Origin of the sequence: Halostella litorea (genome assembly GCF_004785955.1) — an archaeon.
Classification (GTDB): domain Archaea; phylum Halobacteriota; class Halobacteria; order Halobacteriales; family Natronoarchaeaceae; genus Halostella; species Halostella litorea.
In genome coordinates this window covers 39,487-56,485 of record NZ_SJER01000009.1, presented here as the reverse complement: position 1 = coordinate 56,485, position 16,999 = coordinate 39,487, and the positions used below count along the sequence as shown (strand labels likewise).

7 protein-coding genes are annotated in these 16,999 nt (G+C 54.7%); 4 read left to right on the top strand and 3 right to left on the bottom strand.

The window, feature by feature from the left end; translation table 11 throughout:
- Positions 1-34 precede the first annotated feature (34 nt).
- Both EYW40_RS18745 and EYW40_RS18740 read left to right on the top strand, forming a co-directional pair.
- Complete coding sequence (locus tag EYW40_RS18745) at positions 35-2,623, top strand: PD-(D/E)XK nuclease family protein (protein WP_202614608.1); 2,589 nt, start codon at positions 35-37, stop codon at positions 2,621-2,623.
- The gene (locus EYW40_RS18740) at positions 2,620-5,481 is read left to right on the top strand and encodes a UvrD-helicase domain-containing protein (protein ID WP_135823134.1); all 2,862 of its coding nucleotides are present in this window, start codon (positions 2,620-2,622) and stop codon (positions 5,479-5,481) included. Before EYW40_RS18745 ends, EYW40_RS18740 begins: the two co-directional genes overlap by 4 nt.
- A 478-nt stretch (positions 5,482-5,959) precedes the next feature.
- Here EYW40_RS18740 and EYW40_RS18735 read toward each other — a convergent pair whose 3' ends face one another.
- Both EYW40_RS18735 and EYW40_RS18730 read right to left on the bottom strand, forming a co-directional pair.
- On the bottom strand, positions 5,960-7,123 hold the full coding sequence (locus tag EYW40_RS18735; RefSeq protein WP_135823133.1) for an AAA family ATPase: 1,164 nt from the start codon (positions 7,121-7,123) through the stop codon (positions 5,960-5,962).
- The gene (locus EYW40_RS18730; RefSeq protein WP_135823132.1) at positions 7,116-8,870 is read right to left on the bottom strand and encodes a DEAD/DEAH box helicase; all 1,755 of its coding nucleotides are present in this window, start codon (positions 8,868-8,870) and stop codon (positions 7,116-7,118) included. Before EYW40_RS18730 ends, EYW40_RS18735 begins: the two co-directional genes overlap by 8 nt.
- 782 nt (positions 8,871-9,652) lie before the next feature.
- Here EYW40_RS18730 and EYW40_RS18725 point away from each other — a divergent pair.
- Positions 9,653-12,868 (top strand): DUF499 domain-containing protein, encoded by a 3,216-nt coding sequence (locus EYW40_RS18725; RefSeq protein ID WP_135823131.1) that lies wholly within the window; start codon positions 9,653-9,655, stop codon positions 12,866-12,868.
- A gap of 14 nt (positions 12,869-12,882) precedes the next feature.
- Here EYW40_RS18725 and EYW40_RS18720 read toward each other — a convergent pair whose 3' ends face one another.
- Positions 12,883-14,043: a hypothetical protein gene (locus EYW40_RS18720; RefSeq protein ID WP_135823130.1), complete on the bottom strand. Its 1,161-nt coding sequence runs from the start codon at positions 14,041-14,043 to the stop codon at positions 12,883-12,885.
- Between the two features lie 159 nt (positions 14,044-14,202).
- Between EYW40_RS18720 and EYW40_RS18715 the strand changes: the two genes are divergently transcribed.
- Positions 14,203-16,929: a DUF1156 domain-containing protein gene (locus tag EYW40_RS18715; protein ID WP_135823129.1), complete on the top strand. Its 2,727-nt coding sequence runs from the start codon at positions 14,203-14,205 to the stop codon at positions 16,927-16,929.
- Positions 16,930-16,999: the final 70 nt, after the last annotated feature.

Sequence of the window (16,999 nt, the reverse complement as noted above, 5' to 3'; positions counted from 1 at the left end):
CACATTTTTGAAAGCCACCTGAGTCCGATAGTCCGTGTCAATTACACGAGCGAAGTCTATCGATTCTCTCTACGAGGAATGCAAGGATTTCGACCTTGTGCTCGTGCCGGATGCGCCGATGGCGAGTGCCCTGAACCGGCGTCTTGATCAACCCCACTTCGGGCCGTTCGCGATTACACCACGGCGCCTGGCTGCTCGACGCCGAGAACAAGCCGAGGATCGACTCGCATTTCTCGAAATCATTGAGACGACTGATCTCAACTGGAAGGAGACGTCCTATGCGGTCGGGAACATCCTCCAGTGCTGGGAGTATCAGGGGACGGCTGACGCTATTCTGGACTACGAGCAGTTCGCGACGACGGCAACGCACACTGCTGTCGACTGTATCGCAGAGATGGACACGACGTCTAACCGTCTCACTGAGTACAGTATCGAAGCCGACACGTCGGTCGCTGTTGTCGGCTTCAAGCAGCTTACCGAACTCGAACGCTCGATCCTTCCCCCAGACTACGAGACGGTCGACCCGTTCACCGAGGGGTTATTCGATCATCCATCCTTCCGCATTCTCGATTCACCGGCCGCAATCGTCGACGCGGTCCTCGATACGGTCACACCGGAGAACGCCGATGACGTGGCTGTCGTCCTCGATGCAGCCAGTCAGTATTCCTCGCTCATTGAGTCGGCGCTGGAAGCGGCAGAGATTCCATACTACGGCGGTCCGGGGTTCAACGACGATGCCCGTCACCGCGCATTCTTACAGCTCCTTCGAAGTGCTCACGCTGGCCGAGATACACGAGTAGGCGACGTTCGACCACTCCTCACCCAGCTCGGGATGCCCGTCGACATCGAGCACGACGAGAAGCGTCTCTACGACCTCGACCACCCGGAAGTAGACTGGCTCCTTGAGTTCCGTGATGAGATTCGTGCCCGCACATTCGAGGAGGCCATCGACGAATACGAAGCAGTCACGGACGCCTCTATCGACGCCTTCAGAGAGGAACTCGCGACGCTCGGCCTCCTCGATGACGCCGTCACCGAACCGGCAGTTGACCGTCTCGAGTTCTATCTACAGTCGTATGAAGTGCCTGTGGATCGGGAGAACGAAGGTGTCCTATTGGCAGATGCAAAATCGGCTGCTCACGTCGACCGCGCCGTCGTGTTCTACCTCGGCCTTGACGAAGGTTGGACACATTCGTCGCCTCGTCGCCCGTGGGTCGACCGAGATCAGGAGTTCGAGCGGAACATCCGGCAGTTCCAACTCCTCCTGCAGAACGGCGTCGACCAGTACTACCTCGTGCAGGACACCGCCGGTGGAACGCCCGTCACCCCGTGTCTATACTTCGAGGAACTGTTCGATGAGGAGTTCGACCGATTCAGTGATTTGGACTCACTGCAGCATTCACGGGCGTCTCGAACGACACAGGACGGATTCGAAAAAGAACCACTCGATGTCTCCCCCGAGGACGTCACCGCACTCAGCCAGTCGAGCCTGAACACCTACGTCAACTCCCCCCGCGATTATTTCTTCAGTCGACTCGTCGACAACCCGGACAAGGAGCACTTCAGAGAAGGGAACCTGTTCCACGACTTCGCAGAGTTCTACGTCTCACATCCGGACGCCATCACGACGGACACACTCGATGAGGTCGCCGCAGTCATTCTCGACGAGGTCGACCCGTTCCTCCGAGGCGTCGATCGGGAGGTCAGACTCACCAAGTACCGCGTCGGCCTCCAGACCATCGTCGAGTTCCTCGATGCAAACCTGCCTCACGGTGACGGCCTGGTGACGCCTGACGGTGGTTGGGGAGAGAACTTCTTCGCCGAGTATTACGACCGCCCCATCGATGCGTCGCACACTGAACGCTGGTTCGAGAACACTGATCTCGGGCTAAAGGGTAAGATCGACCTCGTTCACAGCCCGAGCCGACTCCTCGACTACAAGAGTGGCTCAAAGAAGTCAGCATACTCGATTGTAAAGCATTCGGCGCTTGATCCACCGAGCGACAAACCGAACTTCCAGGCGTTGCTGTACCTCGCTCACCAGCGGACTGAGCACCCGGATGAGGAACTGCGATTCACGTTCTTCCACTTCCTCGAAACGCTTGATGATGTGGTGACTGGGAATGGTTCTCTCGAAGACTGCCTCACTACGGTGACCCACTATCCAGTCACCTTCGAGGAATACATCGCGAGCCCAGATGTCTTCACGGAACTGCAGGAAGACGCCGCGAACGACTGTAATAAGACCTTCTCGAAGTCGACGTACGAAATCTACCGGGCTGTGGTGGATAGGTATGAGTTCCCGGACACCAGCGACAGCGACGAACTCATCGAATCGGAATTCGGCGACGCGATCACAGAACGACTGATCGCTGATGTCGGGGACTACAAGTACGTGAAAAACGGCTGCAAGCAGGCCCTGAGACACTTGCTCCGTATTCGCAACCAGAACTATTTCACCGGCGATGTGGATGCATTCGAGCAGTTCGTCCAAGATCGCCTATCGGAGTTGAACGACCGTCGTGCCGGTGATGAGCGCTTTCCGGTTCAGGGACTCGGTGGCGATCCAAACTATCGGTACGTGGACAACCGCGATTGCATCCTGGAAGGTGAGTCGCGATGACTGCACCAAACGACCAACAGCAAGACCTCATCGACAGCAAACAGGGCATCCACGTCGTCGACGCCGGCGCAGGGACTGGAAAGACGTTCACCGTCACCCGTCGCTACGCCGAAATCGTCGACCAAGACGACGTCGAGCCTGAGGACGTCCTCCTCGTGACGTTCACCAACAACGCGGCGACGGAGATGAAGGACCGAATCGTCGCCCACTGTGACTACGGGATGCGTGAACTCTCGGACGCACCGATCCAGACGTTCCACAGCCTCTGTCACGACATCCTCATGGAACACGGCTTCGAGGCACCGACGCTCCTCGGTATCGACGACCGGATTACGGGGTCTACGCGTGTCCTCGAAGACGAGAACGTCGAGAAGGTGCAGTTCCGCGAGTTTATCCGTCGGTTCAGCGACGACCACCCCGAGTACGACGACTTCTTCCGCGCCGTCGAGGAACCAGTCGAACTCCTCGGGTTAATCCATCAGCTTGCGGCGAAAGGTGTCTTCCCGACGGCCGATGGCTGGTACCGGAACGGCGAGCGGCATCTGGACGGTGATTTCGAGACGTTCCGCGAGATCTTCGACGAGCTGAACCAGCCCCGGAACGACGGGAACAAGCAGTCCAAGCTACGCTCGAAACTCGGCGGCTACGGCAACGACAAATGCTACCTCCCAGACGCGCCCGAGGAAGACGAGATCCGTGGCGGATGGGGTGAGAAGCAGGTTCCTGATGGCGTCGCACAGCTGGTGTTTGACGAACAGCGAGAGGGCCTCAAGAACTTCGTTCACGACGTCTACCACGAGTATCTTGAATTCGCACTCAGTCGGAACTACCTCAACTTCAGCTTCCTGCAGCTGTTCGCGTTCGTCCTGCTCTGTGACGACCACCGACTCCGCGACGATGTCGCGTTCGAGTACGTGATGATCGACGAGTTCCAGGACTCCAGCGAGATCCAGTTCAAACTCGCACTCCTGCTCGCGAACACGAACAACGTCTGTGTCGTCGGTGACTGGAAACAGAGCATCTACTCGTTCCAGTACGCCGCCGTCGAGAACATTACTGAGTTCGAATCCCGGCTGGATCGGTTCGTCGACGAACTCAACGAGGATCATGAGCGAGTATCGTGGGCGACCCGCCCGATCATCGATATCGAACTGGTCGAGAACTACCGCTCGACGCAGGCCATCCTCGACTTCTCCGAGCACAGCCTAGTGACGCCTGCGGCGAGCACAGACGATGTCGACGAGACGGCCGTGCGAGATAGAATTGTGTCACTCTCCTCGAACGCCTCGCACGAGAACTCTCAGATAGAGTCGATTCAACACGAAGACGAACACGAAGCCGTTCTGACCAAGATTCAGGAGATCGTCGGGAACGATACGTATCAGGTCGAGGAGGATGGGGAACTTCGTCTGCCAGAGTACGGTGATATCGCCGTCCTCACCCGGACTCGTGACTTCGGCCGAGAACTCCTCTCTGTCGCTGAGGCGTATGGATTACCGATGGCGTACGAAGGAGGCATCGAGTTGTTCCGGTCTGACCCGGCGAAGCTTCTCCTGGCGTGGCTGCGAATTCTCGAATCCGACGCGGAGCGGGGATGGGCAGTCGTGCTTGAAGAAGCTGGCTACACGCTCGACGAGGTCAAACACGTCCTCGATAGCGAGGAGTACCCCACCAACATGCAGGCGTTCAAGTCGAAGCTTGCGGCCCTGGAGACGGTCGGTGGGGTTGCCCAGCGTGTATTCTCCCAGTACGACTACGACGGGGCCTACGCCGACGTGCTGCTGACGACGATTCAGTCCGTCCACAGCGCGACGACATTGACACGAGGTGACCTCATCCGATTCATCGAACGCGGCATCGAGGACGGAAGCACCCACGAGGTCCACGCGAGCGCTGGGATGAATTCGGTGACGGTCCAGACCATCCATGCGGCCAAGGGACTCGAGCACCCTATTGTCGTGCTCGCGAACATGAACTCCCATTGCTTCCCACCGTCAGGCGGGAACAGTAACGCGATCGCGTTCGACGATCCGATTGGACTACGCCAGCGAAAGCTCTACGCCGATGATCACGGGTATCCACATATTCACGACAACTGGCGGACTGACGTCCTCCGGAAGTGTCTGCCGCGTGGATACGACGAAGAGCGACGCTTGCTCTACGTCGCGATGACGCGGGCTGAGAGCCATCTCGTGTTCGCTGCAGCCGAGAGCCCGAACACGTTCATTGAAGAGCTCCCGGTCGACATCGAGGAACTGGAGCCCGACATTCAGGAAGACGACATCGACGAGACGACGCAGGCACACTTGCAGATTTCCGTGCCGACGCCGGACGGCCCGGTCGGACACTCGCCGCACACGCTCATGCGCGACGATGTGTTCGAGGACGTCGACGACGGAAGAGGGACCGCGTTCGGAACGCAGACCCACGAATTCGCTGAGCGGTACGTACTGGAGGGGGATGTCGAACCCTCGAACGACGACGAGCGTCACATCAAGTCGTTCATAGACTCGCTCGATGGTGAGCTGCGAGTTGAGGAGGATGCGTATCTGCCACTCGCTGTCGACGGAGAGCAGGTCACCATCTCAGGAATCGTCGACCTCGTTCACCTTCGTCCCGATACCGTCGAGATTATCGACTTCAAAACCGACCTCGGGCGACACGCCGAGGATGAGTATCGGAAGCAACTCAGCGTGTACTATCACGTGCTAAATGAATGGTTCTCTGGTCGAGAAGTGACCGCAGGGATCTTCTATACTGCACAAGGGGTCCGTGTTGATATTGACCCACTCTCGAAAGCGGACCTAGTCGCGCTGATTAGTCAAGAACAGCGTTCAGAAGCCAGCGTTCTCGAGTAGTCATACCGCAGATCCAGATATCTCCTTGGACATAACCGGAATTCGTTCGGAGCCAAGTTGTTCGGCGGCAACGGATTCCTCAGAGCAGAGAAGAACATCCGCGCACTCAGCACCGACCGAGATGAACTGAGGCTGCTTGTTACTTGTCTGGTGCCATGCATGCGTTTATACGGTAGAAGAGTCAAAATTAGGTCGACCAATGAGTCTTGATGAGGCGGTTGAAGAAGCGCTCGCGACGTACAATATGTCGCGCAGCGAAGAGGCCGAGGAAACGGGCCGAACAGTTGCCACCCTCCAAGACTAACAGCGCCACTTCACCGAGGTTTCGAATCTTTTCAGCAAATTCTCACTTCGGTAGCCCTGACGTTGCCTTCAGTTCCAGATATCCAACTCGTTCGGCGGCTTCCTTGACTAATCAGTGTACTGGCTCTATTCGCTCCGGGGCTTTGCTCTATTGAACTATCGAGGGGTCGCCGTATCACCGCTCTTTGGTACAACTCTGGCATTTGAGTCCATCTGAAATCGTTTGAAGCGGGTTGCGTTCGGTGAGTTCGCGTTCACACGACGAACATCGAACAGTATCGACTACACCGATCCCACTCCCGTATCCGAGAGTGACGGTTTGATGTATGCTACCGTCGATAAGTTCGAAATCGATCTCGCCTCGCTCGTACTCAACTTCCGTCAGAGTAAGCGGTGTGACCTGCACGTCGAGTGAGTGCCGCTCTCGGATTTCTCGTTGTCGATTGGGGAATCCACTGTCACGGCGCTCCTGTAATTCGCTGAGCGTCTCGTCGAGTTCCTCGTACTCCGATTTGAGTTTTTTCCGTTCTCGCAACGCCCGGACGCGTGAATCCTCGTCTCCTGTGTTGATCTTCTCACTCAGATCGTTGATCTTCGACGACAGGTTCGAGTGTTCTTCCTGTAGCTCCTGGATACGCTGTTGTTGCATCTGACGGTACTCTTCAACTTCTGAATCTGCCGCACGCGAGGCTTCTCGATGAATGTCGTCGAGCTGCCCCTGTACGCTTTCCAGCAACAGTTCCCGAGCTGTTTCGAGGAGAGGTCGCACATCTGTCTTGGTCAGCTGTACAGCGCCATCAGAGGCCGTCTCGGTCTCTACTGTGGTGGTGTCGAGGAATGTCTCCGCCAGCTTTGGAAGGCTCTCCTCTGACCGCGCGTCTACAGCGATGGCGCGGAGAAGCTCTTGCTGGTATTCACTGACGGTCTCGATACCGACACGAAAGAGAACCACGATGGCTGTGCGGTCGTAGTACGGAGTGAACTGTGCGCTCTGTACCTCGACAGCGCCGTTTTGGATCCACTCCGGACTCTCGATGTCAGATTCACTCTCTATCGACAGCTTGCCAGACGGCGATCGTTCACCCGCCTCACGGAGTAGCTGTTGAAAGAACGCACTCTCTGGATGCAGCCGTTTCGTTCTATCATCGTCATCGTCTGGAGTACCCTCCCCCCGGATGAGTGTGTGTCTCCCGTGGGTAATCTCGGTGTCTGTGTCATCGGGTACCGACACCAGCCAGCGATCGTCACTTCGCTCGATGGAACAGCCGATAGATCGGAGATACCGTTCTGTGAACTGCTCTACCACAGATTGCGTGACAGAAATCGAAGCGTCAGTCATCGCTCTCCCCCAGATCGAATCCTTCGAACACACCGCTATTGAACTCCTCAAGTTTGTCGGCGAGTTCGCGCTGTTCCTGGAGGTCAACTGCCATCGCATCGAAGTCGTTCTCAAGATCGACTTCGGAATCAGCGGCCACCAACCGTTCGAAGATCTCGTCTTCGAAGCTTGTTCCCGACTCTTCCAAGCGGCTCAAGATTGAACTCAGTTCTCCGACGCTCTGCTGGAAGAGATCGATCTTGTGGTACAACCGTTCCAGTACGTACTCTTCGACTGTATCTTTCAACGCCATGTTGAAGATGAATACGTCTCGCTTCTGGCCGATCCGGTGTACGCGTCCGATACGTTGTTCAACACGCATCGGATTCCACGGCAAGTCTAAATTGACTAATATATTGCAAAACTGTAGGTTACGGCCTTCACTCATAGCGTCGGTTGAGACGAGGATTCCTCCCTCTTCTTCGAAGTCTTCGACAATTTGCTCCTTCTCGCTGCTTGAGTGCCCGCCGTGGAATGCGTGTACTGTGTATCCCTCCGAGGCGAGTCTGTCGAGGATCTGCTGTTGGGTTGCTCGGAACTGAGTGAAGACGATGACTCTCCCCATCTCAACGTTGTCGCGGGCTTCTTCGACGATATCCAAGAGCCGTTCCTGTTTGGTCACGGTATCGATCTCATCGATCAGATCTAAGATCGACTCCAGTTCGTCTGCGTGCGTGAGCTCCGACTGGTCGTAGAGTCGCTTCTCGATGGTCTTCTTGAGTGCGACCGGGCTGCTGACGACCTCCTTCTGAAGGAGCATCAATACGAGCTTCTGGCCTTGGTCCTGACTGTACGCACCTTTGACGTAGTCGGAGACTGCCTGGTAGAGTTCACGTTCCTTCGGGGTGGGATCGAACGTCCGTGTGTCGATAGTCCGATCTGTGAAATCGATATCTGTGTCTTCCCGTCGGTTCCGGATCATCACTTTGTTCAACCGATCCTGTAGCTCGTCTCGATTCACCAGTGTCTCCTGATTGCTGTTCACGAAGTAGTGGTGGAAGACGTCGCGTGTGCCGAATAGCCCAGGGCGGAGTAGCGAGACGACGTTGTACAGGTCAGTCAATTCGTTCTGAATCGGCGTCGCCGTCAGGAAGAACGCGTAGTTGTAGGAAAGTCGGTCAATCAGGTCGTAACGGTCCGTCTCTTCGTTTTTGACGTAGTGGGCCTCGTCGAGTACCAGAACGTCCCAGTTGCGGTCAAGAACCGTCTGACGATGTCGCTCGCTCTTCGCAGTATCGATGCTTGCAATGATGTAATCGTGGGCGTCGAAATCTTCGAATTCGTCGTCGTAGTTGCAGACGAAGTCAAGACCGAATTTCTCTCGGAGTTCAGCCTGCCACTGTTTGGCCAACTGTGCAGGAGTGAGGATGAGGACGGATTCGTCCGTTTCACGGAAGTGCATCTCTTTGAGAATCATCCCGACCTCGATGGTCTTCCCGAGACCGACCTCGTCAGCCAGGAGTGCTTTTCCGTCCATTTCGAAGAGAGCCCGGTAGGCTGCATCCACTTGGTGTTCGAGAAGTTTGACGGCGTTCTCGTCCAACTCTTTCAGTGACCGGAGTTCTGAATCTGGTTGGCCTGCTTGCAGACGGAGTGCCTGGATACTCTGCAGATGACTCCCATCAGTACCGTCCTCAGACAGTGAATCCAGAAGATCGTCAGCAGATTCGTGTGTGACCTCGATATCGACGAGGTCGTACCCGCTCATATGTTCGTAGAAGCAGGTGTGCGTGAAATACGTTTTGTGACTACAAATCAGCAACCAGGCAGCTGTGTCTCCATTTCGGAAGTGAAAATATGCAGCTGAACTCCCACCGAATCACTAAGTGGGTGTGAAATAACATTAGGGTAGGTAATCAAAGATGACCCAGTGGGCCAGTCACTACTTAGAAATCCCCGAAGCAATCCGAAGTAACGATGCCCTTCAAACGCAGATCGCCGATATCATTCCTGGTCGCCCAATCTATGGAAAGAGGGTAGAAGGCGGTGACCGAGAACAAAATGCACGAGATATTCTCCTCGACTTCTTTGACTGCGAAATTGAATATCAAGAGGCATACGAACGTGTTCTACAGGAGCTTCCACGGCGCGAATCGCCGCATTCACACGATAATAATACGTTTAGCAGCGATTGGAATGAGGCCTTGATTCGAATGCAAGCTGTTCGCTTCTACAACCACGGGGCATTTCTACAACTGAAGGAACTCGGGTACTCAGAATGCTATATTCCACATTCGCCACACGAAAACAGAGGGTCAGAGTGTACCAGGAAACTAGCTGGCGACACGTGGGAAATTGACCCGCTACTTAACCGATTGAAAGAACGGTATGATAAAGAGAACTACGACACGCCCGTAACAATCCCTAGTCGGCCGAATTGCACCCACACTCCGATTCCTCCCGATATGGCTGAAGACTACTAACAAAGCTGCTGAATTCGCGGGACCATAGTGTTTATTGGGTGCCACTGAGGTTTGTTTAAGTATCAAGATGGCACAGACGGGATCCTTACCAAATACGCTCGAAGACACGGTGACTCTCAGCCGCGAGCTTCGGGAAGAAGGACAGATCGATGGGCAGGTAAAACTCTACAATGTTGATGACGATGACGAGTTCGAGTCTGACGCAGCACTCTTTTTCGAACGGACGCTGATGACTCAGGGCCTTCGGGAGGCCCTTTCGATTCTTCGTGATTCCTTGACTGGGGACGACCCACGTGGCACGCACATTCTCTATGGCCCGTACGGCAGTGGGAAGTCTCACCAGATGGTGGCACTGTACCACTGTTTCGACGATCCCGACGCCGCGGCTGCGTGGGCAAGTGATTCGGTTGAAGGGTTCGACGCTGCGCTTCCGGAGTCGGCGACGCCGATCACGGTTGCGATGCAGAACGAACAGTACGAGTACCTCTGGGAGCCGTTCTTCGAGGCGCTCGATTACGATCCTGGAACGTTCGAGTCGGGTGGCTATCCCGATATGCAGACGATTCAGGAGGCTGTCGGCGACACCACGGTCGCATTCTTCGTGGACGAATTAGAGGACTGGTTCGATACGCTTCAGGGTGACCGAAAGAGCGCGAACAAGGCCTTCCTCCAGTCACTGCTCGAATCGACCGCGCTCTCGGATCTCGAACTCTACACGATCGTCTCGGTGCTCCGCGAAGGATCTGAGGTTCACGACATTCTGAATCGGGAACAGGCGGTCGAGGTCAACATGAACAACCAGGTGGACAAGCGCGAGGTCCTGCGCCACCGCCTGATCGACTCCGTAAACGAGAGTGCGGCCCGCGAGATCGTCAACGGGTACTTCGACGCATATGACCAAGCCGACGGGCACGTTGATCTCCCCGACGACTTGCTGTCGGAGATGCACGATCTCTATCCGTTCCACCCTGTGCTTCTGGATGCCCTCGAGACACGCTACTACGCCGATGAGGGCAACCAGAACACGCGCGGGATGATCTACCTCTTCTCGAAGGTCCTCTTGCAGATGCAGGATCAGACGGACCTGATCACACACGGCGACATCGACGCCATCGAGTTTGAGGACGAACTGGCGAAGATCAACTACGAACGACTGAACGCCGCTACCGGTGACATCAAAAGTCGTGTTGACACGGATGAAGTGCCCCACGGTCGTCGCATCCTGAACACGATTCTCCTCTACTCGTTGAAGCCGAGCGAAGGCGAGGGTGCGGAGGTGTCGGAGATCGTGATAGGTGCCTACCAGACAGGTGATCTCGTCTCCGACGTCGTCCTCAACCTCGAACGATTGCACGGCGTTGCATGGCACCTCCATAAGCTGAACGGGAAGTACGCCATCCGCGACCGGCAGAACCCGAACGCACTCATCCGGAACGCAGCCGTGGATGTGTCCGAGACGTCAGCGAAGGCCGAGATCGCGGACTTCATCACGGATATCTTCGGCTCGAACGCGCACCCAGTCGGGTTCCGGACGAACGATATGCGGGATATCCCGGACGACCGTGAGGTGAAGGTCGTCGTGAAGGACGGCCAGTGGACCAAGGACGAAGTGAAGAAGGTCATCACGAACGACGGTCGTGGACGCGAGTGGCGCAACACACTCGTGTTCGTCCAGCCCTCGGGAGACAAGGCCATCGAGTCCGGCACACGGTATATCGACAAGGCACGGTACATCGAGGGCGCGCGACAGGTACTTGCCGACGAGTCTCTCGACGACGAAATCCGCACATCGATTCGCAGTATGATGGAGCAGGAGGAGAACGAGCTCCGTGAAGAGCTTCAACTCCTGTACGGCGATGTGATCGACGGCGACAATCTGATGGACGATGACGAGTGGGCGAAAGTGGAGCCGATGGATCTCGATGTCTTCGTCCTCGACGAGGCGGAACTCGACGCCTCGAACATTGCGGACTCTGCGGCAGCTGACCCGTTCGACCTCCAGTCGCACGTCTGGGACATCGCCGAGGACCTTCTGGAGCGACGTGGGGAAATATCGGTCGAGGATATCTACGAGCAGTTCCTCCGTGACCCGGAACTCCCGATTCCTGGCAGTGCCAACGACGTGTTGAACGCAACCGTCGAAGCGCTCGACGGCAAGCCGGTACTCGCCCGTGATACTGGCGGATTCCGCGACGACCTTTCCGGAAGCTCGCTGGACACTGTACTCGTTCAGCAGGATGACGTGGACGTGTGGGGTGTCGATGACGCTGAGCAGGAGCTCCGCCAGCGCTTCGGGAGCGGGACGACTGCGCTCGATATCGGCGACTTCGAACTGGAACTCGTTGAGGACGGCGAGATCTGGATCGACGGCGACAGTCACGATGTTGTGATGCGGGCTATCGGCCGGCTCGCCCGTGAGGACCAGTACGTCATCGTGAAAGGGAACGAGATCCTCGACAAGCCGCAGTCCGACGCGACGCTTCGCGACGTTGGCGGTGCGGAGGTCGTCGGTGCGTCGTCCCTCGTGGACCGTATCGAGGAGCATATCGACGACGACGGGTACGCGAATCTCGACACGATCATCGGGGAAGTTCGGTCGGACGAAGCGGTGTTCCTGCCACCAGACGAGACCGAATCGGTTGCTCGTGAGGCGGTCAACGAGTTCCTCGTCGACGACTACGTGCTGGAGGCCGGCGGTCGGTATCTCGGATCGCTCGGCGATCGCGAGCCGACCACCGTCAAGATTGTCCCGACGGTGTCCGACCGAATCGGTGACCAGATTCTGGCGTACATCGAGGACTTGGAACCGGGTGACCAGTTCACCGTCAACAAGGTCACCGACCGCTTCGACGACAGCGTCACCGAGTACATGGTGCGGACGTTCCTGCTGGAGAACATCGGGAAGGACGAGGAACCGGAGTACGTGGTCAACACAACCGGGTCGGACAAGGCCACCGACTGGGTGCCCGGCTATCCGTTCCGGAAGGCCGACACAGAGGCTGATACGTGGCGCTTCGAGTACAACGGCGACGACGTCGCTGCGATGCGGAGCAAGTGGCGAAACAACCACCAGACGGGGAGCGTCGAGTACGGCGATGTCACCTTCATGCTGCCCGACAGGGAGGGTGTTCCCGGTGCTCTTCAGGGGACCGCCGACGTTGAGCGGACGCAGGTCAGCTTGACGTTGCGGTCCGAACAGGACTACACGAAGGTGCAGGACCTGTTTGAGCGGATGCCGGAAGAGGCGTCGAGCCTAAAGATCGAGATCACCTTCCAAAAGTAGCGTTATTGGGAGTGCTACGATCCGGTTTCTTGGATATCGTCCTGAAGATCTTTGGGGAGGGATTTCATCTGAGCCCACTGAGCAACATACCGTAGCAATCTCGCCAATCGTCCATTCTCAGAGGTCGTATCTGATTCAGTACTTGACTCGTCTCCGTTGTCAACTCCTAGAAGCTCTCCCATTGTGGGGACAGTCGTGTTCATATCTAGTCTCATAATGGTGAAGAGCCGAACCGTGTAGAACGCACTTGCAGAGAGTATTGTGATCTGGGCAAGTAGATTAAGTAGGATATGGGAACCATCGATTACGTCGAAGAATATCGAGGGGATGGCTTCGACAACCTGCATCGGCAACGAAAGATCTGGTGAACTGATTAGAAACAGCATTGGCAGGAAGATACCAAAAACTGCGAGTCTCGCACTGGTAGAAAGAACATGTGATCCGAAGTTGCGCTGCAGGAAGTCCGCCGTCAAGTCACTTTCTACGGCATTAACTCCGAAGCTATCTAGGTCCGAATCGAGGATTTCCATTATCGTCACAAGGGAGAAAATATTCTTCCCTGTCAAGTCCTCTGGGCGGGCACCTGCAATGTTCTCGTCTCGTGTTCGTCGATTTCTGTCTAACCACGCACTGATCTGATCAGCGTCTTCCAGTATGTCATCGTGATAATAGAATCCATCCGCTTCTTCGGGTGGTTGACCCGTTATCTCTGTATAGAGAATTCTATCGTTTCCATTATCGCGGTAGAGCAGACTGTATTCGAGTTCTTGGACGGCATTCTGCAATTTTGCTAACTGCTCGCGTGTGGGTTCTGCGGAAAGTACAGTAAAATCCGAGAGGGTATGTGAAATCCCCGAGGTGAGTGCCCAGATTTGCGCAGAGACTGGTGTATTCTTATTACTGGCCCATGATTCAACTGAAGAGACGTCTTCTAACTCGTAGCGTGTGTTGTCAACATTAACATCTGCATTTTCTCTGACTGTCCGTGCGATTGTGTCCATTAGCGGCTGATACCGCTGTTTGAGTTCGATTGCCTCTTCTCGTGCTTTATCAGTACGCCTACGCCGGCGTTCCCTTCGGCTCAAATGAGTAGAGACTGTAAACGCAATTGTCAGGCCGATAATTGCTGCCGATGCCTGAGCAATCGTTGAATAAAACCACGCTGGGGCGGCCATACTATCTGTCTGACCTTTGCCTGTATCAAACCATGTACTTTCAACCTGATCAAGCTTAGATCACTCTCAGACTCAGGGGTGGATTCCCGGGTGTCTCTCTACCGCTGAAAGAACGCACACTTATGGGGCTCCTGCGTAATCGCTTCTATATACTGAATAATGTCTGAGCAATCTGGACCTTCACAGGGCCGGCAGGAGCGAACGGAACTCCCCATTGAACGCGGGTTCCCAATTGAATTGATAAACGATATCGGTGAAAAAGAGGGACGAGCTAAGCAATGGTATCGCCCTGTCTACACTATGCACAAATGGTGGGCTCGTCGTCTGGGTTGCGTGTTCCGGGCTGTTTCCCTTTATTCACTTCTGGATAATGAATCAGAAATCAAGGTTACTGATCCCACTCAAGAGAATGAAAAACTAGACAGTTTTTCATCCTCGGCCGAGGAAATCCATTCGCTTGTCGAATCTGTTTCATTGGATGATCCGGAGGATCTGTGGGAACTCTACCCCAAGGACGTAACTGTAGAGAACAAACGCGTTTTAGATCCGTTTATGGGGGGTGGAACCTCTCTAGTTGAGGCTTCGAGATTCGGTGCTGAGGTCGTAGGGAACGATCTCAACCCCGTAGCTTGGTTCATTACTAAGAAGCAGTTGGAAGCAGGGCAAGCTAACATTGAGAAACTAGAACAGGAGTTCGACAAATTACAGGAACGCGTAGCTGATAAGATAACACAATATTACGAGACTGACTGCCCGAATGGCGATCACCGTGCGGATGTAATGTACTACTTGTGGGCTAAAGAGTTGGATTGTACGTCCTGCGGTGAGATGGTCCCTCTGTTCAATGACTTTAGGGTAGGAAAGGGTCGATACGATAATAAAGACAAGTACCACGTCTACTGTCCGGAATGTGAGTCTGTGATTTTGGTTGACGACTGGCGGGAGAAGTGCTCTTGTAAATGCGGAAATACGTTTGTGCCAGAAGAAGGGACGGTATCTGATGGAAAGTATTCTTGCCGCTCCTGTGGTCAGCGATATGGAATAATTGATAGAATTGACGAAAGAGGAGGTTTTGACAAGCGTCTGTATGCTATCGAATATTATTGCCCTACCTGTGATGATGAAGGGATGGGTAAAGAGGCAATAAAGTCTTACAAACCGGCGTCCGCCAGTGACCGGGAGCTGTACCAAACTGCTGAATCAGAGTGGGAGAGCAGCAAAGACCTCACTAGGTATATTCCAGATGGCAAGATACCGGTTGGGATCAAAACAGATAGTTCCGCCTTTGAGGGAGGGATCGGTGGCGGATTTAACGTCCTGAAGAAGGGCTATGAAGAGTGGACAGATATGTACAATAGCCGTCAGCTTCTCTGCTTAAGTACCCTCCTGAAGGAAATCAGCCAAGTTGAGCACAAGCAGGCACGTGAGTATCTTCTTCTGGCGTTCACCGAGTCTCTCAATTATAACAGTATGATGATTGGCTACAACGCAGGCCGGAACCATTCTGTTAATATGTTTAATACAAATTCGTTTGATCCGCCTCATAAGCCTGCGGAGGGGAACTTATGGGGTACAGAGTACGGTATCGGTACATTCCAGTCTACTTGGGATATGATTATTCGGGGGTGTGAGTATGCACGTTCCCCAACAGAGCGATATATAAAATACCCTAAAGAGGATGAAAAGCCCGAGTTCATTACGGACCCGTCTTTGTCAGAGCCAGATACAGTAGAAACAGGGGAATTCAACACGCCAATTGGCGAAGATTTCACTCTTCATTGTGGCGATATGCGCGATCTGGAAACTGATGAACTCTTTGATGCGGTAATAACTGACCCACCCTACTATGATAATGTTATATATTCTGAGTTGTCTAACTATTTCTATGTCTGGCAACGCCTCATACTTCAAGACGAGTATGATGAATTTGAGCCCGAACTGACAGATAGTGAGTCCAGTATAGTAGCAAATCCTGCTCAAGGAAAGGGGCCTGAAGAATTTGAGTCAGAAATCAAACAAGGGTTTGCCAATATCAAGCGCATGTTGAAGAAAGATGGTGTACTATCCTTCACGTACCACCATAGCGACTCTGAGTCGTGGGGTGAATTGCTGGAAGCACTATGCGATGTTGGATTTGAGGTGACGGCTACGTATCCCATTAGCGCAGATCAGGTGAAATTTGGAAATAACGTAATTGGAAAAGCAGTTTCATTCGATATCCTAGTCGTTGCTCGCCCTGCTGAAGAGACGACTGCGATGAGCTGGGATTCTCTTCGCCGGGAAATATACCGGACTGCAAGACGAACTCGTAGGAGACTCGAAGAAGGGCGAAACCTCTCACAAGGCGATATTGGCGTGATGGAAATGGGCGACTGTTTCCGAGAATATTCCAAACACCACGGAAAGGTTCAGCGGGACGGTGAGGTCATGAGTGCGAAGGAAGTCGTTCAGGAGATCTACGGTATCATCCAAGATGCCAGCGATATTGGCGTTGAAGATGTGTTTGTTGATCTGCTGGATACGGACAACCCTTCGTACGACGACGTCAACAAGCTCTGTCGCGGGACGAACGCCACGCCGGAGGAGCTCAAGGAGATGCGCCTGTACAACCAGAACGACGGCTTCGAACTCGGCACGTGGGACAACGAGAAGCGCCAAGCGTACATCCAGGAGCACGTCAACGGCGACGGCGGCGACCACCTCTCGAACCTCGACAAGCTCCAGTTCCTCCGGTACCGCTACGAGAAGGGCCAGGCGGTCCAGAACTACGTCGAAAAGTGGGACGTCGATGACGATCTGCGTGAACTCGCGGGACGGCTCGCGGACGTGACCGGCGACGACACGTACACGCGGGTGCTCGGAGATCGGGATATCACGAGCTACTGAGCCCGGTAGCAGCTCTCCGTACCGTAGAATCGAAAAATCAGTGCGTTTCCTGTACCCACGTCCGTCTTCG

Coding starts and splice junctions, on each gene's coding strand:
- EYW40_RS18720 (WP_135823130.1), bottom strand. CDS start 14,043: ATGGCCGCCCCAGCGTGGTTTTATTCAACGATTGCTCAGGCATCGGCA.
- EYW40_RS18740 (WP_135823134.1), top strand. CDS start 2,620: ATGACTGCACCAAACGACCAACAGCAAGACCTCATCGACAGCAAACAG.
- EYW40_RS18735 (WP_135823133.1), bottom strand. CDS start 7,123: ATGACTGACGCTTCGATTTCTGTCACGCAATCTGTGGTAGAGCAGTTC.
- EYW40_RS18725 (WP_135823131.1), top strand. CDS start 9,653: ATGGCACAGACGGGATCCTTACCAAATACGCTCGAAGACACGGTGACT.
- EYW40_RS18730 (WP_135823132.1), bottom strand. CDS start 8,870: ATGAGCGGGTACGACCTCGTCGATATCGAGGTCACACACGAATCTGCT.
- EYW40_RS18715 (WP_135823129.1), top strand. CDS start 14,203: ATGTCTGAGCAATCTGGACCTTCACAGGGCCGGCAGGAGCGAACGGAA.